General features: G+C 58.4%; 20 protein-coding genes. 7 read left to right on the forward strand and 13 right to left on the reverse strand.

Annotated elements, in window-relative coordinates; genetic code table 11:
• Positions 1-430: 430 nt before the first annotated feature.
• The 3 genes from ACXHXG_RS23720 to ACXHXG_RS23730 all read left to right on the forward strand — a co-directional run bounded on the left by ACXHXG_RS23720 (position 431) and on the right by ACXHXG_RS23730 (position 2,051).
• Complete coding sequence (locus ACXHXG_RS23720) at positions 431-952, forward strand: DUF4142 domain-containing protein (protein WP_457901158.1); 522 nt, start codon at positions 431-433, stop codon at positions 950-952.
• 61 nt (positions 953-1,013) lie between these two features.
• Positions 1,014-1,289, forward strand: a complete 276-nt coding sequence (locus ACXHXG_RS23725; RefSeq protein ID WP_457901159.1) for a cupredoxin domain-containing protein — start codon at positions 1,014-1,016, stop codon at positions 1,287-1,289.
• Between the two features lie 18 nt (positions 1,290-1,307).
• On the forward strand, positions 1,308-2,051 hold the full coding sequence (locus tag ACXHXG_RS23730; protein ID WP_457900910.1) for an RNA polymerase sigma factor: 744 nt from the start codon (positions 1,308-1,310) through the stop codon (positions 2,049-2,051).
• Positions 2,052-2,062: 11 nt separating this feature from the next.
• Here the strand turns inward: ACXHXG_RS23730 and ACXHXG_RS23735 are convergent, their stop codons facing one another.
• The 6 genes from ACXHXG_RS23735 to ACXHXG_RS23760 form a co-directional block, all read right to left on the reverse strand.
• Positions 2,063-2,338, reverse strand: a complete 276-nt coding sequence (locus tag ACXHXG_RS23735) for a DUF6522 family protein (protein WP_457900911.1) — start codon at positions 2,336-2,338, stop codon at positions 2,063-2,065.
• A gap of 104 nt (positions 2,339-2,442) precedes the next feature.
• On the reverse strand, positions 2,443-3,552 hold the full coding sequence (locus ACXHXG_RS23740) for an acyltransferase family protein (RefSeq protein ID WP_457900912.1): 1,110 nt from the start codon (positions 3,550-3,552) through the stop codon (positions 2,443-2,445).
• Between the two features lie 6 nt (positions 3,553-3,558).
• Positions 3,559-4,386, reverse strand: a complete 828-nt coding sequence (locus tag ACXHXG_RS23745; protein WP_457900913.1) for a galactosyl transferase — start codon at positions 4,384-4,386, stop codon at positions 3,559-3,561.
• Between the two features lie 95 nt (positions 4,387-4,481).
• Positions 4,482-5,987, reverse strand: a complete 1,506-nt coding sequence (locus ACXHXG_RS23750; protein ID WP_457900914.1) for a lipopolysaccharide biosynthesis protein — start codon at positions 5,985-5,987, stop codon at positions 4,482-4,484.
• A 281-nt stretch (positions 5,988-6,268) separates the two neighbouring features.
• Positions 6,269-7,390, reverse strand: a complete 1,122-nt coding sequence (locus ACXHXG_RS23755; protein ID WP_457900915.1) for an HPP family protein — start codon at positions 7,388-7,390, stop codon at positions 6,269-6,271.
• A 49-nt stretch (positions 7,391-7,439) separates the two neighbouring features.
• A complete protein-coding gene (locus tag ACXHXG_RS23760) occupies positions 7,440-8,345 on the reverse strand; it encodes a LysR substrate-binding domain-containing protein (RefSeq protein WP_457900916.1) in 906 nt (301 codons plus the stop codon).
• A 113-nt stretch (positions 8,346-8,458) separates the two neighbouring features.
• On the opposite strand from ACXHXG_RS23760, the gene ACXHXG_RS23765 reads away from it, so the two are divergent.
• The 3 genes from ACXHXG_RS23765 to ACXHXG_RS23775 all read left to right on the forward strand — a co-directional run bounded on the left by ACXHXG_RS23765 (position 8,459) and on the right by ACXHXG_RS23775 (position 9,932).
• Positions 8,459-9,142, forward strand: coding sequence for a 5-formyltetrahydrofolate cyclo-ligase (locus tag ACXHXG_RS23765; RefSeq protein ID WP_457900917.1), 684 nt, complete (start codon positions 8,459-8,461; stop codon positions 9,140-9,142).
• A gap of 175 nt (positions 9,143-9,317) precedes the next feature.
• On the forward strand, positions 9,318-9,632 hold the full coding sequence (locus tag ACXHXG_RS23770; protein WP_260305010.1) for a hypothetical protein: 315 nt from the start codon (positions 9,318-9,320) through the stop codon (positions 9,630-9,632).
• Between the two features lie 87 nt (positions 9,633-9,719).
• Positions 9,720-9,932 (forward strand): hypervirulence associated TUDOR domain-containing protein, encoded by a 213-nt coding sequence (locus ACXHXG_RS23775; RefSeq protein WP_457900918.1) that lies wholly within the window; start codon positions 9,720-9,722, stop codon positions 9,930-9,932.
• A 137-nt stretch (positions 9,933-10,069) separates the two neighbouring features.
• Here ACXHXG_RS23775 and ACXHXG_RS23780 read toward each other — a convergent pair whose 3' ends face one another.
• On the reverse strand, positions 10,070-10,705 hold the full coding sequence (locus ACXHXG_RS23780; RefSeq protein ID WP_457900919.1) for an outer membrane protein: 636 nt from the start codon (positions 10,703-10,705) through the stop codon (positions 10,070-10,072).
• 406 nt (positions 10,706-11,111) lie between these two features.
• Here ACXHXG_RS23780 and ACXHXG_RS23785 point away from each other — a divergent pair, with 406 nt between their 5' ends.
• Positions 11,112-12,656 carry an FAD-dependent monooxygenase gene (locus ACXHXG_RS23785; RefSeq protein ID WP_457900920.1) on the forward strand — a complete coding sequence of 515 codons (1,545 nt, stop codon included), beginning with the start codon at positions 11,112-11,114 and terminating at the stop codon, positions 12,654-12,656.
• Between the two features lie 29 nt (positions 12,657-12,685).
• Here ACXHXG_RS23785 and ACXHXG_RS23790 read toward each other — a convergent pair whose 3' ends face one another.
• The 6 genes from ACXHXG_RS23790 to ACXHXG_RS23815 all read right to left on the reverse strand — a co-directional run bounded on the left by ACXHXG_RS23790 (position 12,686) and on the right by ACXHXG_RS23815 (position 18,507).
• Positions 12,686-13,702 carry a GlxA family transcriptional regulator gene (locus tag ACXHXG_RS23790; RefSeq protein WP_260305006.1) on the reverse strand — a complete coding sequence of 339 codons (1,017 nt, stop codon included), beginning with the start codon at positions 13,700-13,702 and terminating at the stop codon, positions 12,686-12,688.
• Positions 13,703-13,745: 43 nt separating this feature from the next.
• Positions 13,746-14,744, reverse strand: a complete 999-nt coding sequence (locus ACXHXG_RS23795; protein ID WP_457900921.1) for a 4-hydroxyproline epimerase — start codon at positions 14,742-14,744, stop codon at positions 13,746-13,748.
• A gap of 17 nt (positions 14,745-14,761) precedes the next feature.
• On the reverse strand, positions 14,762-15,613 hold the full coding sequence (locus ACXHXG_RS23800) for an ABC transporter permease (RefSeq protein WP_260305004.1): 852 nt from the start codon (positions 15,611-15,613) through the stop codon (positions 14,762-14,764).
• On the reverse strand, positions 15,610-16,458 hold the full coding sequence (locus ACXHXG_RS23805) for an ABC transporter permease (RefSeq protein WP_260305003.1): 849 nt from the start codon (positions 16,456-16,458) through the stop codon (positions 15,610-15,612). The genes ACXHXG_RS23800 and ACXHXG_RS23805 overlap by 4 nt, the downstream gene beginning before the upstream one ends.
• Positions 16,459-16,480: 22 nt before the next feature.
• Positions 16,481-17,569: a quaternary amine ABC transporter ATP-binding protein gene (locus ACXHXG_RS23810; protein WP_260305002.1), complete on the reverse strand. Its 1,089-nt coding sequence runs from the start codon at positions 17,567-17,569 to the stop codon at positions 16,481-16,483.
• A gap of 86 nt (positions 17,570-17,655) precedes the next feature.
• On the reverse strand, positions 17,656-18,507 hold the full coding sequence (locus ACXHXG_RS23815; RefSeq protein WP_104826589.1) for a glycine betaine ABC transporter substrate-binding protein: 852 nt from the start codon (positions 18,505-18,507) through the stop codon (positions 17,656-17,658).
• Between the last annotated feature and the right edge of the window lie 19 nt (positions 18,508-18,526).

Below are 18,526 nucleotides of genomic sequence, written 5' to 3' on the forward strand. Positions count from 1 at the left end.
GTCGAGTTTTTGCTTGCCTCAATGCAACGATGATGGAATCTATCATATTCCATCAACCGCCCATCTCATTCATGATGGAATACCTCAGGACCATCCATGCGCAGACCAACCATCGCTGATCTCGCTAGAGCGTGATGGAGAGCGGCTGCGCCCAATGAGCAGCGGATCAGACATTTTTCCTTTTGAGGCCTCCTACTTGGGAAATATTCGAATGATAGAATTCTATCATTCAGACCGAAAATTCTTCCACGAAGAAGAACCAAAGCGCTCCTTCGCCCAAAAATCACCTGACCCCAAAAAGTCCGCGATTTTTTTGGGAACCTTTTTCTCTCAACTCTATCCAATGGCTAGTTCCGACACCGGACCAACGGACGAAGGACGCGTGACATTCAATGTTCGCTCGGGATTAACAACGAACGGGAGAGAAATCATGTTCAAGCACATTCTGACCGCGACATTCCTGGTCGGCTTCGCCAGCACCGCGGCAATCGCCGCGGATACGAAAATCTCCGATCCACAAATCGCCCATATCGCCTACACCGCCGGACAGATCGACGTCACGGCTGCCGAGCAGGCGGTGAAAAAAAGCAAGAATCCGGAGGTGGTCGAATTCGCCAAGACTATGGAGCGCGACCACAAATCCGTTAACGAGCAGGCGCTGGCGCTGGTCAAGAAACTCAAGGTCACGCCTGAGGACAATGACGTCAGCAAGTCGCTGAGTGCCCAAGCCAGCAAGGAACTGGCCAAGCTCGGCAAGTTGGACGGCAAGGCCTTCGACAAGGCCTATATCGACAATGAAGTGGCCTATCACAAGGCGGTCAACGACGCGCTTTCCAAGCAACTGATCCCATCGGCAAAGAATGCCGAACTCAAGTCACTGTTGGAGACCGGCCTTACACTCTTCCAGGAACATCAAACGCATGCGGAACATCTTGCCGCGGCGATGAAATGAACCGGCGATGGGCGCGATGAATACAAAGCGTCTATCGGTGATTGTCGTGGGGTTGCTGCTCATGACGGTCAGCACGGTGACGAAGTCGGCCGAATATCAAATCGCCATCGCGAATATGAAATTCGGCCTGCCGCCGGCCACGTTGCACGTCGGCGACGTGATCGTCTGGCGTAACGATGATATATTCCGCCACACGGCCACCGCGCGCGATGCCAGCTTCGACATCGACCTGCCGGCCAAGTCGCAAAAGAAAATGACCATCGAACGCACCGGCGACGTGAAATTTTACTGCCGCTTTCATCCGATGATGATCGGGGAACTGAATGTACAGCCGTAGGGAGAGAGAGGAGCCACGATGACTGCCGTCTCCGCCGCAGCCAAGCGACAACGGCCGGATCCTTCCACCTATTCGGAAGCCGAACTCATCGCTCGCGCCAAGGCTGGCGATGAGGATGCCATCCGGATCATTGTCCAGCGCAACAACCAGCGCTTGTTTCGAACGGCGCGCGCCATCGTCGGCAACGACGCTGAGGCGGAGGACGTTGTGCAAGCAACCTATGTGCAAGCGTTTATCAACCTCGCCGCCTTCCGCGGCAGTTCAAGCTTATCGACCTGGCTGACGAGGATTGCGCTCAACGAAGCGTTTGCCCGCATGCAGCGACGACGCGACTTTACCGGGCTTGAGGAGATCGACATGCAGAACAAGGCGTCAGGCGGCGGTTTGTTGCACTTCCCCTCCTCGCTCGCGCCAGCCGATCCCGAGGCTGAATTGGCGCGAAATCAGACGAGGCGTCTGCTGGAACATGCAGTGGATGCCCTGCCCTCAGAGTTCCGCACGGTCTTCATTCTGCGCGACGTGGAGGGCTTCAGCACGGAGGAGACGGCATCCCTCCTCAACATCAAGCCGGAGACCACCAAGACCCGGCTGCACCGTGCCCGCAAGATGATGCGGCTTTCGATAGAAAAGCAGTTTTCCGGGGCATTTTCCGCCCTCTTTCCCTTCGATGGTGCCCGCTGCGCCAATATGGCTGACCGGGTGATTACAGCGCTGCGCACAATACACGCGGGGAAAAGGGATTCCTCGATACCATCGCAGTAGAAGGGGTCGTATCAGGATTTGGGTGTCGCATGCTGCCTGCCGAGAAATGTCATTTCCTCGTGCTTCACCCTGTTCTCGTCATCGAGAATCGCGCGCCACATGCGGTTGCCTAGTCGCAAGGAAAGGCGTTTCGTTCCCGCGTGATCTTCCGTGCCCACCTCCACGGAAGAGGTGACGGAGCCGCGCTGCATGTAGCGGCGAAATTCTGCAAGCGAGAGACCAAACCGATCGGCGATTTCCGAAGAATCGACAATAAAATCCCCATTTTGCGCGCGCTCAACGAACATTGCTTCACCCCTTCCGCAGATATACACGCTCATATATCAAACCGAAATGAAGAACGACCACCGGCGGGAGAATCGTTCCCGCCTCCGATCAAACGCTTTGGCGTCTACGGCGTTCGCACCTTTGCGGAAAACGCAAATCTCGGCACGGTGGAGACAAGCTGGGCCGACAAAAGCGATATCACCGAAATCAGCACCAAAAAGCCTCCGATGTAGAGCCACGGCGACATGTGATCGCTGTGGACGAAGTGCTCATATATTTCGGTAAAGCCCCTGTGACACATATAGATCGGATAGGAGAGGTAGCCGAGAAATATGCCAATCGGCTGAATCTTCTCCGGAATTTCCAGATATGTGCCGGCAAGAACGATAAGCGGCGAGATGATGATGCAGAAGAGCAGGGCGAATTTCAGCGAATAGGTCGGCAGAAACAGCAGAGCGAAAATCAAGGAGATCGGCAGGAGCGCAAAATAGGTGGTGACGGGCCGCCTGTCTTTCTGAAGCCTGAATATGATCATGCCGACGACAAACGAGAAAAACACGCGAGCCAGTCCACCGTCGACCGATCGCCATTCCCAGCCAAGGTCGAGGGAGCGGTGCAAGGCGACGGATGCGAGCAGACAGCCAAGTGATGCCGCCGCGACAATAGCTAGATATTTCGTTCTCATCCTGAAAAGCATCAGGGCGAATACCAGATTGACGAGCAGCTCCCAGAACAGCGACCACGCAGGCCCGTTCAAAGGGTATAACGGCCACAAATCCGTTGCGGATCTCGTCAGAAAGCTCGGAGACGGCAGCATGAATGCGGTCGAAATCAAGCTTGCGAGCAAATCGCCGACACTGTCGGTCGACCAATTCCAATGGGCCAGCAATTGCACCAGTCCATAGAAGGTTCCGAGTATGAACAACGGATAGAGGCGCGCGTAGCGGGCTTTCATAAAGGCCGCCAGCGGCATGCCGCTGGCGAGCTTTTCGCTATATGCCCTTGCAATGACGAAGCCGCTCAGAACGAAAAAGAAGTCGACCGCGACATAGGCCAAATGCGCATAAGGTCGTTGAAGGTGATAGACAACGACCGCAAATGCCGCGAGCCCCCGCATCGCGTCGAGCGATGCATATCGATGGCTTGTCCGACCCGCCTGAAGCGAGCGTCGCTGCGGTGGAACAGGGATCGACCTAAGGTCTTCTCCCGTCGCTGAACTATCGGATGCTTTCACAACTGATCACCATTTCACGTTGTTGGCGCTGGCAGCACCGAAAAATTCGTTGCGCAGGCCGCGATCGAGCGGACGAACCCGCGTGAGATTGCGAAGAAGTTGGCGAGGGCGCCGAAGGGCGCGGGTATTGAAAAAATAGGTCGACAGCAGACTGGCGGACTTGCTGTGCGCACCGCTATGCCCAACCCGGTAAATGGCGCCGCGAAACGGCAGCGCCTCGAGGGGCGTGCCGCGCTCGGCCAATATGTTTGCGATACGCACATGACTGCCCAGCATCGACTTCACATAGTCGACATCGGCAACCGCAAGTGTCGCCGGAAGGTCGTAGAGACGCGATTGTACGATCAATGATGTGCCGCAGTAATTCGCGAAATCATCGTAATGCATGATCAACCGGCCGCCTTCGTTCCAGAGGTAGCCCTTGTCGATCTTCCAGCCGTTCGTGTCCGGATGCTGCGCAACGTAGCTGACGATATTGGCGCTGACGAAGTCATCATCGTCTACGATCATAAAAAACCGCGAATCCCGGGCTGAAAGCATACCGCTCATCACGCGGCGGCCCTTGTCCAGGCGGAACGCGTCGTAGACCTTTTCTCTGTCCGCGCTATCCAAATCGTGGAGCTGGTTCGGGGGAAACGTAACGCGTTCGACTGAAAATTGCGGCGGCAGATCGGGGAGATCCGCCCCCTCATTCGCAACGATGACGGCGCTCCAGTCGGGGTTCGATTGACCGGCAATCGACGCCACGGTTTGGGACAACCGTTCTTTCAGCGCCGGCCAATCCTTGGCATTGTCCTGGTGTCGAACCGGAATGATGAACGTAACGAGTGACATAATTCCCTCTTTTGCGATCGCATCGGCCCTGCATCCGACAGGGACATTGGAATAAACAATCGATTTCGATGCTCGGCCGCTGAGCCGAACGAAAGTTAGCGCCGCCGGAGCATTGTCTTTGCCAGGAAAAGAGCTCTCTCCCGGCAAAGGATGAAGATCAGGCTCGTATAGACGATCGCGCCGACGGATATTTCGATCGCCAGGCGCGAGGCCGGGCTCCAGTCCTGCAGCAATGCCGAAGCGCCGAGCACGGCGGCAAGCATTCCGACATAGGCAGCTATCGGCCTAAGGAACTGGGCGAAATAAGCTCCGACGCTGAGTGCAATCAAGCGCGAAACCATCCAGAGCGTTACCGGCCAAAGAAGCAGCACTTCGAGCATCAGCGCGAAGACGATGGTGGTCACGCCATATGGGTAAAGCAGCAGCACGGTGATGATCGTGACGATGTTTCGCACGAGCTGGTAGTAGAACCACCAGTCCGACTTGCCCTGGCTGGTAATCAAGGATGCCTGGACAACGCCGATGCCGCTCATCAATCCGATGACGCAGAAAAACCGCACCGGCCAGATCGCAGCCGCCCAGTGTTGCCCGAAGATCAACGGAATGGCGTCGTCTGCTACGGCGGCAAGACCCATGAAGGCCGGAAACGACACCAGCGAGCAGCCAAACGTTGCCATGAGGAATGCCTCACGGACCTTATTCTGATCATGCTGCAGCGACGACAGGAGAACGTGCGTGACCGAGGTCAGCCCCCCGGCAACAACGTTGTTGATCATTTCGAAAAGCCGCCGGGCGAAATTATAGATGCCGAGCGCGGCCGGGCTGACGAGCGTGCCTATGATGAGCTGATCGAGGCTCATGGACTGGAGGAAGCGATTGCCGGACGCGAAGACGCCGTAATGCAGGAGCTCGCGAAGACTGCTCCACTTGATCCGCACACCCGGAAGCCATCCCGCGCCCCAGAAGGCGGCTATGCATCCGGCGGCAGGTGCGGCGATCTGCGCGATCGCCAGTGCCCAGAGGCCGAAGCCGGCGAAAATCAAGGCCAGGCATACGAGGCCCGATACGACCGTGGCGATCGCCGTGCGGACGGCGGCGAGATGAAAGGACATCGTGCGGCCGATAAGGGCATTGGGAACGATGATCATCATGTCGAAGAAAATCTTCAAGCCGATAATCATCAGCAAGCCGACGATTTCGTCATGGCCCAGGGCATGCGCAATGTAGGAGGATCCCGCGAAAAGCACGAGGTAAAGGATCGCCGCCGACGCGAACGACAGCCAGAACACGGTATCGAGGTGGCTTTGGCGAATGGTCTTCTGCTGGATCAACGCTTCGCCGAACGCGGTCGGCCCAAGGCCGGCGGCAAAGCTCACGATACTGAAGGCCAGCGCCACAAGGCCAAAGTCCTGCGGCAGCAGATATCTCGACGTGACAATGAAAACGAGGCTGTTCAGCGCCGTCGGTATCAGCGTATCCAACGCCGACCAGACCGCCCCTTTCAGCGCCGCGCCGGACCGGTTCTCGCTCAAGTGTTCGAAGACGATCTCGTCCGACTCGAGAATCGCGCTTCCCGTTTCCCAGGAAGGCGGCGACCTCAAGCTTTCATCCGATTCATTAGCGATGTTACAACTCCATCTGGTTCCCGCCGAAGCAGCCGTGCAAGGTCACGAAATCGAAGGCTGGGGCTCAAATGGCGCCGAAATCGAAATGGTCAAGCGCCCGTCTTGCGCAGCGCAATGCATTTCATATCTTTTTTGCTGCAGCGCACAGTTAGTGGCGACGCTGAGCAATGATATTGCCCTCACGTTTCGTTATTGGCTGATCGCTTGGACATAAATGTGACGGCTATACCCAGAGGCATTGGCAGCCATGACGTGCCTCAAGCGTCGGCCAGCGCCGCCGCGTTGTTGTTTGACAAAAGCCGCGCCATGGCACCCAGAAGATCCGTCTGCGATATCAGGCCAAGGACACGGCGGTCGGTGTCCACGATAATCACCGCATGCGTGCGCCCGTCGGTCAGAACAGGCAACAGCGATAGTGCAGGATCGGCTGCGTCCGCCACGGCCGGCTTCGATATCGCGCCCGCGATGCTATCGATGCTGTCAGACAATTCACGCAGGCCAATCGTACCGATCAAGCGGCCTTCCCGATCCTTTACCGGCAGTGTGCGGATGTTGTGCTTCAACAGAAGATGCCGGGCATGATCCGGCTCGGTGCCCTCGCCGATGGCGACGACATCGCGTGACATGATGTCGGCGCAGCTTATGTTGCCGTGCGAACGGACCGCTGCCTGCAATTCGACTTGCCGCAGCAGGCGGCTGAGATCTGCCCGATCGATATCGAAGGTCTCATCGAGCGCGGCCAGAGCGGCATCGACGTCTTCTTCGCGGAAGCCTACACGCAGGACCGACGGCAGGTCACGCGTCTGATGGGTGTTCTCCGCCGGCTTTGCGACAACATGCGGATAGTTGCGCTTGGAAAACCTGTGAAACAGCAGGCCGAGGCCGACCAGTATGCAGGAATTCAGGGCCACGGGGATGAACGGAAAGAAGAAACCCCAACTTGCAACGACCGGGCCGCCGAGAACGGCGGTCAGAGCTGCCGCGCCGCCGGGTGGATGGAGGCATCGGGTGAAAGACATCGCGCCGATCGCAAGTGAGACGCCGACCCCGATTGCGATAATCGGATCATGAATGAAATAGCCTGCAATGATGCCCATCATGGCGGAAATGGTGTTGCCGCCGATAATCGACCAGGGCTGGGCAAGCGGACTGGACGGGACCGCGAAAAGAAGCACCGCCGATGCGCCCATCGGTGCGACGATGAGCGGTAGATGGGGTCCTTGCCCGAAGAGATAGCCGCTGATGACGCCGGTAAGGCCGATACCGATCAAGGCCCCAAGGCAAGCCATCAATCGTTCATGCAGGGTTGCCCCAGCGAGGATTGGCGAAAACAAGCGGAAACGGCTCGGCCCCACCTTAGGGGAGTCTGGGTGCTGCATGATGAAACCAGTTTAGGAAAGATTGTTTGTGAGTGGGCGGAGGCGCCGTTTAGTTCGTCACCAGGCGCGGATCCCGGCTCTTGGCCGCGCTGAGGACTTCGTGAAACGCTTTGAAGGCGGTTGGCCGATCATTCCTGCGATAGATGAGGATCGTGTCGATGGCTCCCAGTTGATGAGTTGGGGAACTCGTCGGCCAGTGCATGAGATCGAGAACCGATTTCGGCATGACACCTGCCGCGCTCCCGGTTGCCACGCTTGCCAGGATCGCGTGGTAGGAGCCAAGCTCTCTCGTCTGCAAGCCACTCGATTTTCGCGCCCAGCTTTCGGCAATCCTTCGATAGGTGCATCCGGGTTCCAGTGCGGCGAGCGATCCGACCCGCAAGTCGGCGGCGGATTGAATGGGCGGATGCCCGGACGGCAATACGAGCAATAAATCCTCGACAAAGATAGGTTCTACTTCAAGGCTCTCAAGCTCGGCATCAAAATCCGCATCTTCGTCAAGCATCGTTTTCGGCGGGCGGGCGATCAGCGCACAGTCCAATACGTCATCAAGAACGTCCCGGGTGAGATCGCGCGATGCACCCAATGTCAGATGAAGCGACACATCGGGCCACATCCGGTTGAATTGGGTGAGCGCTGCCGGCAATCGGCTTGCCGCCGTGCTCTCCATCGTCCCGACACGCAATGTCCCGGAAGGTTGCAGGGGCCTGACGGCCTGTCTCGCTTCCAGCGCCAAGGCGGCGAGGCGATTGGCATAGACCAGAAATGTCTCGCCTTCTCGCGTCAAAGTCATCTTTTTGCCGTCGCGGCTGAAGAGCAGGACGCCGAGATCATCTTCCAACTGCTGAATTCGGGTCGTCACATTCGACGGCGCGCGGCCGACGGCTTTGGCCGCCTTGGTCACGCTGCGGTCGCAAGCGACGGCGAGGAATATCTCGATCGATGAAAGGTCCAAAAAGATCTCGATTCAGGAATTAAATTACCATATCGTTCCCTATATAAAAATCATTGCCGCTGCTCAAGCGGGTTTTCGCCTCGAACCGTCAAGCGGGAGAGATCAAAGAGCGGATGACAAAATCAGATCGATCGGAGATGGACGAAGAAGCGCATGAATACGCGTCGCCCGCGTGCATGCTGCACGAAGTCGATCCCGCCTATAGCGGCATTTCGCCCGCCTTTGCCACGGACTCAGAGGTCTTTGCCTGGCGAAAGCCGGAACGGCAGAAGCTGATCGATGAACGCAGGGCCTTACCGGTAGCGCAGCGCAAGGACTATACGCGCGCCATCGCGAGCCATCTTGACCAGATTGTCACCAAGGTCTCCGGTAAACACATAAGCCTGTTTTGGCCGTTCCTCGGAGAACCCGATCTCCGAGGATGGATGGCCGCCTTGACTGCCCGTGGCGCCATTTGCCTGCTGCCCGTGGTCGTCGCCAAAGCCGAACCATTGATATTCCGGTCGTGGAAAATGGGTGACCGGCTTGAACGTGGCGTTTGGAATATCCCAGTGCCAGCGGAAGGTGTGCAAGCCGTTCCGGACATCGTCATAGCGCCCCTCGTCGGCTTCGATGCTGAATGCTTCCGGCTTGGTTATGGGGGCGGCTTTTTCGACAGAACACTGGCTAGTTTCGACCGCAAGCCCTTTACCATCGGCGTCGGCTTCGAGTCCCAGAAGATCGCCACCATTCATCCCCTTGCTGACGACATTCCCATGGATGTGGTCGTCACGCAAACCGAGTTGCGATACCGCTGAGCTCTCAGGCCTTAGCCGTAATGTCCAACTTGAATGCCGAAGAGAACGGCAAATCGACTTCCAAACAGGCAGCCAACCTTGTCGGCGTCCCGACTTGCCCTTGCGAAATCGCAGTTTCTCACCTTTGGCACATGGATTGCTTCTCTATGATCGACATCAGAAGAGACGATATTTCATGTGGCATGTTCTCCCCTCCTTGCTTCTAAGCATTTCTCTCGGGCTGAGCTGGAACAGGTTCCTGCTCACCTTCACAAGCCGAAGCGAGCCTCTTCAAAACCAGATGCCGGTGACGATGGTCGCCGCGGCCGTCTGCCTGTCCGCCCTCGCGCTCTCCGTTGCCGACAAAGGATTGTTACTGGGAGGAATGATCGTTCTGCTCGGCCTGGCACTTGCGACCATCAGCAAGGGCCTCGCCCATCCCGTCATCATTGTGGGACTTTCGGCCGCCAGCCTTGCCGCCTATCTGCAGTTCACGGTTCACGCTCTTTAGCGGCCGCCAGTACTTTCGCGCTGAATGAACAAAGAGCATGAGGTCGCGTTAATGGCGTAAGAGAGTCCGGTACGGAAGCAAAGCGCCGTGGGAAAAACATTCAAGGTTGGCGATCGCGTGAGCTGGAATTCCGAGGCGGGCCATGTCAGCGGCACGATCACAAAAATTCACACCCGCGATTTCGATTATAAAGGCCATACGCATCGCGCTTCGGCCGACGATCCGCAGTACGAAATCAAGAGCGACAAGACCGACCATATTGCAGCGCATAAGGGGAGCGCGCTTCAGAAGATCCAATGAGCCAGCGGAGCTCGCGCCAGCATGGCTTCCTCCTCAGCCTAGAGACCGTGCTGACGTCCCGCTGCCATAAGGCTGAGGACCGTCTTCCGATGAGGTGCCCCGACTTGCGAGGCGCCTGACGTTATCTGCTGAAGCAATCACCAGAATTTCACGCCGATACCGACGACAACGGCGTTCTGCTTCAGATCGACGTTCACGCCGTTGATATCCTTATCGCCGAAGTCGGTGTAGCGGTATTCCAAGCGTCCGAAGACCCGATTGGTGAAGGCATAATCAACGCCGGCGCCAACCGTCCAGCCGTTGAAGGTTTTGGTGTCTTTGCTGCCCGTGTCGACAAACCCACGCGTCGCTTCCCAGCCGCCTGTCGCATAGATCAGAGCGCGATCGAAAGCATAGCCGAGGCGGGCGCGGACCGAACCATCAATGTCCGTCCAAACATCGATGCCGGGTGCGATAGTATCTTTGTTCCAGTTATAATTGAGGTCGCCTTCGAGGCCGAGCACAACATTATTCTCAAATTGCCAATTGTAGCCGATGAAGCCACCGACGAGGCCGCCGCTCAAATCTTCAGACGCGCTTGCGCCGGGAATACTGAAATCTCCATTGACCCAATTGCCGCCGCCACGAATACCGGCATAGGCACCCGCCCAAGTGAAACCTGCCGGAGTTACAACGACAGGCGCTTCCGGCGCCTGGGTTACAACATCCGCGGCCGACGCCGCACTGAATCCAACGATACTGGCAATCGCGGTGGAGATGAGCAGCTTATGCATCGGTGTATCCTCGGTTGTTGTTATGGGTCGGGATATAGGTCGGCACCGTTCAAAGGCTGTCGTAAAACTATCACGTTTTGACCTGGAAGCCTATTTTCGCTTCAGGATTTGACGGATCGCGTCCATTAGGAGCGCTCCTCCGCACTGTCCTTTCAGCTCTGCCGCGCCTAGAGAAGCCAAGCTCCCGTTGCAGACCAGTCGCCAATCCGTTATACAGCCGACGTCGGAAAAGGCGGACTTGGTCTGGTAAGCCCAAGTCCTTTCGGTAACGAAAGCTCTGGTCTTTGGCTTCGTGCACGAGATCCCCACGACGAACATCGGACGCCGCCCGGGCGCCCAATCGTTCGTCCGTGTGGTACTCAAAATCGAGGAACGCTCCGGTCGAACATCGACACAGGAGTACTTCATGCCCAGCCACCACCCGATCCCCTATGATGTTGTGATTGCCGGAGCCGGCCCTGTCGGCTTGTTTCTCGCCTGCGAGCTGCAGCTCTTCGATCTTTCAGTGCTGGTGCTGGAGCAGGCCGAGGATCCACGCTCCCCCTTGAAGCGCCTGCCGTTCGGCATGCGCGGCCTTTCGTCTCCCACCATCGAAGCCTTCCACCGTCGCGGCCTTTTGGACGCCGTCGTCGCGGCGCAGCGCGAGAACGATATCTTGGGCGCAACGCGATCAGCCGCCCACTGGATGCAACAGCCGCGCCGGCCGGCCGGTCATTTCGCCGGCATCCAGTTCTACTATGACAACATCGACACATCGCAGTGGCCATATCGTCTGCCGAGCCCTGCCGGGACCAGCATGATGGTGGACATGGAGTCGCTCGAAAATGCCCTCGCCGCTCGGGCAGGCGCGATGGGTGTCGAGATCCGGCGCGGCTTCGGCGTCGAGACGTTCGATCAAGCGGACGAAGACGTGACCGTCCGCGCCGGCGGCGAGACCATCCTCGGACGCTGGCTTGTTGGATGTGATGGCGGCCGCAGCACTGTGCGCAAGGCTGGCGGCTTCGACTTTGTCGGTACGGATCCCGAGTTCACCGGCTATTCGGCCGAAGTCGAGTTGGCTGATCCGGACAAGCTCCGACCGGGCCGTACCTACACGCCAACGGGCATGTATAACTACGCGCCGCCAGGAACGATCGCGATGGTCGATTTCGACGGTGGCGCTTTCCATCGAACCCAGCCGATCACGCTTGACCATGTGCAGGCGGTATTGCGCCGTGTCTCCGGCGCCGAGGTCACAGTGACGGCCCTCGGGCTCGCTACGACCTGGACGGACCGCGCCTATCAAGCGACCACCTATCGAAAAGGACGAGTGCTGCTCGCCGGCGACGCCGCGCACATCCACTCGCCATTGGGTGGCCAAGGGCTCAATCTCGGGCTTGGCGACGCGATGAACCTTGGCTGGAAACTTGCTGCCATCATCCGCGGCGATGCCCCGACCGATCTGCTTGACAGCTACTGGCGTGAACGGCATCCAGTCGGAGCTCAGGTCCTCGACTGGTCGCGCGCCCAGGTCGCGCTCATGCGGCCGACCCAGAGTTCGCGCGCGCTCGAAGCCATCATCCGCGACCTCATCGACACGCACGACGGCGCGACATACTTCGCCGAGCGGGTGTGGGGCGTTTCACTCCGCTACGACCTTGCAAGCCTCCACCCGCTGATCGGCCGCAGCGTACCCGATTTCGAGTTGACCGACGGGACAACGCTCGGAGAACTTCTCAGGAAGGGGCAAGGCATCCTGCTGGACTTTGACCTGCGCTCTCCCCTGCGCGCGCTTGCAAGCCGCTGGCGTGGGCGGATAACTTATATCGCAAGTGATGTCAGGGATCGGCTGGGGTTAAGCGCTGTGCTCGTGCGCCCGGACGGCGTCGTCGCCTGGGCGGCTGACGCTGCCCCTAACCTTGAGCAGGCTGCTGAGGCCGCGTCGCGGTGGTTCAGCGAAGTCTCCTCATAGGTACCGCATTAAGTCCGTGATCGTATCAATCAAACGGAGCGGGCGCTCAAAACCGCCGCGCGATGTTGCGACGGCGTCTGCCCAAATGTGCGCTTGAATGTCCTCGTGAACTGCGACGTGTTTTCAAATCCGACATCCAGCGCGATCTCGATGAGAGGCGCCTTCGACCGGGCAAGAATCGACTTCGCCCGCTCCATGCGAACCCGGTTGTATGCCTTGGCAGGAGACATTCCCGTCTTTTCGATGAAAATTCTCTCCAGTTGCCGCCGTGACAGTCCAACCTTGGCAGCCAACTTGGGAATCGGCAGGCTGCCATCGACGAACTGTTCCATTGCGATCATTGCCGCCTTCACGCGGGCATCGTCATAGTCTTCGTACAGCGGACGACGGGGCTGGATGTCCGCGGTGGTTCGGGCCTTCTCGATCTGCAGGACCTCCAGCGCATTTCGCTCCGCGTCACGGCTGATGTATTTCCTGACCAGCAATGCCGCCAAGTCGGCGGCGCTGCTGCCGCCTGCGCACGATCCTCGCTGGCGATCGAGATTGAACAGTCGGTCGGAGCGGACCTTGAGCTCGGGGAAGCGCTCTCGAAACTTCTCGTAATGCAGCCAGCTTACACAGGATTCGTGCCGTTTCATGAGGCCCGCCGCAGCAAGAATGAATGACCCGGTGCACACGCCGATCAGTGGCACCTTCTTGGCGTCCGCCTGCTTGAGATATGCAATTGTCTCCTGGTCGACGGGGTTTTCGACGGTCAGAAGGCCGCCGACGACCGCGATGTAGTCGAACCGCGAGGGATCAACGAGATCCGACGTCGGAGCGACCTGGACGCCACAGCTCGAGGCTATGAGGTGCCTCGTGCTTCCAATCACCTGCCAGTCCGCAAGAACCCTTCCGGAACGATCCTGTTTGTCGCTTGCAAGCCGCAACGTATCCACGAAGAGCGCGAAGGCGGACAAAGTGAACGACCGCGCCAAGATGAACCCCACCTTGAGACGGCTGGCGGACGTGACGACGTCATCTTCCGGCCGATATTTCTCAAGCATCTCTTTATCTCCCTGCCGCTTCCAAAGACCGCAAAGACCTATTTTATCGGATCTGGAAGCCGTGCGCGAGTGGATCGCGTTCATCGACAAAAATCGTGTTGTGGCCGATGACGCGTGCCCAGCCTCCGATGCTCGGAAGGATGCCTTTATAAGCTCCGATACTAACCTCGGCTTCGAGCCGGCCTTCGAAGATGGTTCCGATCAAGCTTTCATGACGGTATGTCGATCCGACAGCCAGACGTCCCTTTGCATGCAATTGCGCCATCCGCGCTGATGTGCCGGTGCCGCCCGGCGACCGATCGATGGCCTTTTCACCATAAAACACCGCGCAACGGCCATCGGAGGCATCGTTGACCGGACGATCGCACCATATCGCATGGTGAACGCCACGAATGCGGGCATCATCCGGATGGATCGGATCACATATGCCGGCGAAAGCGGTCCTGAGCTTCTGACTGCAACCGACGATATCGGCCGCAGTCATGCCGTCGAGACCGCTCCAGTTTTCTTGCGGCTCCACCACCGCGTAGTAGTTGCCGCCATAGGCAATATCGACACGCAGACGTCCCATGCCAGGCACATTCACCTCAACATCCGCTGCGTGGAGATAACTCGGCACATTGAAGAGCCGGACGGAATCGACATGATCTCCGCTCGTCTCGAACGTGACATCCACCCTTCCAGCGGGGGTTTCTATCGAGAGCTTCCCGGGCTCGCGCGGCTGAACCAGACCTTCCTCGATCGCAGCGGTAACAAGCCCGATGGTGCCTGCCCCGCACATCGGCAGGCAACCGCTGACCTCGATGAACAGGACCGCTATGTCGCAATCATCGCGGTAGGCCGGATATATGATCGCGCCGGACATGATGTCGTGCCCCCTCGGCTCGAACATCAGCGCCTTGCGGACCCAATCATGATCCCGAAGAAATATCTCTCGCCGCTCGCCCATCGGTGCGTGCGGCAGAAGCGGACCGCCGCCTGCGACCAGCCGCACGGGATTTCCGCAGGTGTGCGCATCGATGCAGAAAAAGCTGTTTCTCATCGTGGGTGTCCTTGATGTCATTTCGACACTGGAAGCTTGTCACGGTCCAGCAGACCGCGGGACAGCCTGTCGAGGAGCAGCGCGACCGCCACGATTGCCAAACCAGCCCTGAGACCCAGACCCATCTCCATGCGTGTCAGACCGCGCGTGACCTCCGCGCCGAGGCCACCTGCGCCGACCAGACCGGCCAAGACCACCATCGCCAGAGAGAGAAGAATGCACTGATTGAGGCCGACCAGAAGGGTCCGCTTTGCCAAAGGAATTTCAATCTTCCAAAGGATGGCACGGGGATGCGCACCGATGGCACTGCCGAGCTCCTTGAACTCCCTCGGCACCTGGTTGAATGCGAGCGTGGTCAACCGGAGCATCGGCGGAATGCCATAGACAATGGTGGCTATGATTGCCGGCACCCGCCCAAGGCTGAAGATCATCACGGCCGGAATGAGGTAGACCCACGGCGGAACGGTCTGCATCACGTCCAGTATCGGCCGCACCGTCGCTTGCAGGGCCTTATAGCGGGAGCAGAGAACACCGATCGGAAACGCGATGAGAACGGATATCAGGACGGCGACTGTCACCAAGGCAACGGTCTGCATGGACGCCGTCCAGAGTCCGACGAGAAGGCAAAACCCAAGGCAAAGGCCCGACAGGATCGCGGCGCGGAGCCCCACGGCCACAAATGCCAGAACGACAACGATCGCGATCAGCGCATAGGACGGCACGAAGAGCAGAGCCGCCTCGATCCCTGAAAGGACTGCCTCGATGATAGTGCTGATCGCCGCGAACAGCGGATGAAGGTTGGTGTTCAGCCAGTCGACCGCCGGGGCAAGGAAGGCGCCTGGTGAAAACTGCAGGATCGAAGGGCTCATGGCTTCCTCCCCGTACCGAAGCTTGCGGCGCTCTGGGTGATCCGGTCAATCACCATCGTCAGAACCACGATGGCGATCGCACCGTTGATGGATGTTGCGATATCGAGCGTGCGGATCGCACCGTAGATCGTCTCTCCCAGCCCGCCGGAGCCGACGATACCCGCGATGACGACCATCCCGAATGCCATCATAAGGCTCTGGTTGATACCGGCCATGATGCTCGGAAGAGCAAACGGCAAGCGGATCTTGAAGAACATCTGGCTCGGCCTGATGCCGCTCGCCTCGCCGAGTTCGATGAACTCCTTCGGCGTCATCCGGATACCCAGCGACGTCAGTCTGATGGCCGGCGGCATCGCAACGACGATCGTGGCGATCAGCGCCGTCGCCGGCCCGTAGCCGAGCAGCGCGATCGCCGGCAGCAGGTAGATATATGGCGGAAGCGTCTGGATCAAATCGAGGCCGGGCTCCATGAAGCGATCCAGCGCGGTGAAGAACCCGGCGGCGATGCCGATCGGAATTCCAAGCGCTAGCGCGAGTACGGTCGCGGTGAGCACCAGAGCCAGAGTGCTCATCGTTTCCGGCCAAAGCCCCATGGAAAAGCAGAGGGCAAGCGCAACGCCGCTGAGCACGGCAAACCAGATATTGACCAGCCGCCAGCCGATAAGGGCGACGACAAGAGCAACCACATAGAATGGTGGGAGCTCGAGAAGCCATAGGATTGCACCGTAGAGCCCTTCGAGAACCCATCGAACATTGTCGAAAAGGGACTCGCCATTGTCGCTCACCCAGCCGAGGGCGGAGTCCGTCCATTCGTCAAAAACATCGGTAAAGCCTGAACTTTCCATGTCGCTGAACTCCAGTTAGGTGTCACGCCGCGGCGAGATTGCTGGTGGACGTTCCCTTGACGCCCATCAACAAGCTTCGCGGTGTGACGACGCCGATCACCTGACCATTGTCCACGACAGCAATGGCGTCGCGGTTCGACTGCATCGTCAATGTGATGAGCTCGTCGATATCTGCGTCCGGTGTCGTGCGTGCCAACGAAGAAATGTCGGAATTCGGCTGACTCTGCTGGAACTCGGCGACGCTGCGCATGACGGAATGCGCCTTGATCAGATGAAGGCGCGATATCCCGGCAACGAATTCTGCGACGTAGTCGTCAGCGGGATTGAGGATGATCTCCTCGGCGGTGCCGGTCTGGATGATCACGCCATCCTTCATGATTGCGATGCGGTCGCCGATCCGGATGGCCTCGTCGAGATCGTGGGTAATGAAGACAGCGGACTTCCCGAGAGCTTTGGTAAGCTGCCGGAATTCGTCCTGAAGCTGCCGCCGGATCAGAGGATCCAGCGCGCTGAACGGCTCGTCCATGAGAATGATTTCCGGATCGGCAGCTAGCGCGCGAGCAAGGCCGACGCGTTGCTGCATGCCGCCGGAAAGTTCCTGAGGATAGCGGTTCGTCCAATCAGCAAGGCCGACCTTCTCCAAGGCCGCGCGTGCCGTCTCGTTTCGCTCGGACTTTGGAATTCCCTGCACCTCGAGGCCGAAGGCCGCATTCTCCAGGACCGTCTTGTGCGGCAAGAGTGCGACGCTCTGAAAGACCATTCCGATATGCCGGGCGCGCATCTGCCGCAGATCGACGGGAGATAAGGCGGCCAGGTCCCGTCCCTTGACCAGAACCTTTCCGGCGCTGGGCGTAATCAGCTTGTTGAGGAGACGGATCAGCGTCGACTTACCGCTGCCCGACAGGCCCATGATGCAGAAGATTTCGCCGCGCCGAACCTCGATGCTCGCATCGGACACGCCGACGACACAGTTGAACTCCTGCAGGACCTGCTTTTTCCCGAGACCGCGCTCTCCGATGGACTTCATCGCGGCGGCGGACTTGTCTCCGAAGACTTTCCAGACGGATTGGCAGTCAATCAGAACTTCATTGGTATCGACATTTGTTTTCATAGCGATCCCCTTTGAGCCAATTGGTGCTGGCTTCTCTCGTTGGGCTTCAGGATGGCCGCCCGGCGAGCCGGACGGCCAGGATACGATTAGTTTTTCTTGATGTTTTCCCAGCGCTTGATCAGGTCGGCATGGGCTCCGATCCAATCCTGGACGGCCTGATCCATGGTCTTGCCATCGCTGACGGCGCCGTTCATCGCCGTGATATCAGCAAGCGGAACATAGACGCTGGCGATGACTTCGCGAGCATGTGGATTGTCAGCCGAAAAACCCTTCTTGCCGATCCAGTAGTAGCTCTGCGGAGGCGGGAACACGCCCTTCGGATCCTTGAGGAACTTGACCGGATACTTCTGCATCATCCAAGACGGTTCCCAGATCGTAACGGCAATCCATTCCTTGCGATCAATGGCCGATTTCAGAGCAGCGGTCATAGCTGCCGTGCTGCCTTCCACGAGTTGCAGCTTAAGACCGTATTCTTTGACGGCATTGGCCGCGTCACGCATCAGGCCCGAGCCCGGCTCGATGCCGACGATCTTGCCGCCGAACTTGTCGGCATTGTCGTTCAGCTGGTCCGTAGAGTCGATCGGAACGTAGTTGGGGACGGCGATGGCTTGGTAAAGGCCGTGGGAAACCGGCGAGATTTTCTCCAGACGGTTCTTGTTCTTGTCCCAATAGTCCTGAGCAACATAATCGGTCTGAGATGCAAGGATCTGAATGTCACCCTTGCTCAAGGCAGCGTAGGCGATACCCCATTCCGAAAAGGGCAGAACCTTGACCGTATAGCCCGAATCTTCGAGGACCTTTTTGGTGATGCCCGTGATAGGGGTCAGATCCTCCCAGGACATGGTGCCGATGGTGATGGTCTTTTCTTCAGCATGAGCAGGAAACATGCTCATTCCGATCATCGCAGCGGCGCAAAGCGCCTTCCACAAAGCCTTCATTGTTTTTACTCCTAGTTCT

Source organism: Rhizobium sp. LEGMi-198b, assembly GCF_054114205.1.

Coding starts and splice junctions, on each gene's coding strand:
- ACXHXG_RS23720 (WP_457901158.1), top strand. CDS start 431: ATGTTCAAGCACATTCTGACCGCGACATTCCTGGTCGGCTTCGCCAGC.
- ACXHXG_RS23725 (WP_457901159.1), top strand. CDS start 1,014: ATGACGGTCAGCACGGTGACGAAGTCGGCCGAATATCAAATCGCCATC.
- ACXHXG_RS23730 (WP_457900910.1), top strand. CDS start 1,308: ATGACTGCCGTCTCCGCCGCAGCCAAGCGACAACGGCCGGATCCTTCC.
- ACXHXG_RS23735 (WP_457900911.1), bottom strand. CDS start 2,338: ATGTTCGTTGAGCGCGCGCAAAATGGGGATTTTATTGTCGATTCTTCG.
- ACXHXG_RS23745 (WP_457900913.1), bottom strand. CDS start 4,386: ATGTCACTCGTTACGTTCATCATTCCGGTTCGACACCAGGACAATGCC.
- ACXHXG_RS23755 (WP_457900915.1), bottom strand. CDS start 7,390: ATGCAGCACCCAGACTCCCCTAAGGTGGGGCCGAGCCGTTTCCGCTTG.
- ACXHXG_RS23765 (WP_457900917.1), top strand. CDS start 8,459: ATGACAAAATCAGATCGATCGGAGATGGACGAAGAAGCGCATGAATAC.
- ACXHXG_RS23770 (WP_260305010.1), top strand. CDS start 9,318: ATGTGGCATGTTCTCCCCTCCTTGCTTCTAAGCATTTCTCTCGGGCTG.
- ACXHXG_RS23780 (WP_457900919.1), bottom strand. CDS start 10,705: ATGCATAAGCTGCTCATCTCCACCGCGATTGCCAGTATCGTTGGATTC.
- ACXHXG_RS23785 (WP_457900920.1), top strand. CDS start 11,112: ATGCCCAGCCACCACCCGATCCCCTATGATGTTGTGATTGCCGGAGCC.
- ACXHXG_RS23790 (WP_260305006.1), bottom strand. CDS start 13,702: ATGCTTGAGAAATATCGGCCGGAAGATGACGTCGTCACGTCCGCCAGC.
- ACXHXG_RS23795 (WP_457900921.1), bottom strand. CDS start 14,744: ATGAGAAACAGCTTTTTCTGCATCGATGCGCACACCTGCGGAAATCCC.
- ACXHXG_RS23800 (WP_260305004.1), bottom strand. CDS start 15,613: ATGAGCCCTTCGATCCTGCAGTTTTCACCAGGCGCCTTCCTTGCCCCG.
- ACXHXG_RS23805 (WP_260305003.1), bottom strand. CDS start 16,458: ATGGAAAGTTCAGGCTTTACCGATGTTTTTGACGAATGGACGGACTCC.
- ACXHXG_RS23810 (WP_260305002.1), bottom strand. CDS start 17,569: ATGAAAACAAATGTCGATACCAATGAAGTTCTGATTGACTGCCAATCC.
- ACXHXG_RS23815 (WP_104826589.1), bottom strand. CDS start 18,507: ATGAAGGCTTTGTGGAAGGCGCTTTGCGCCGCTGCGATGATCGGAATG.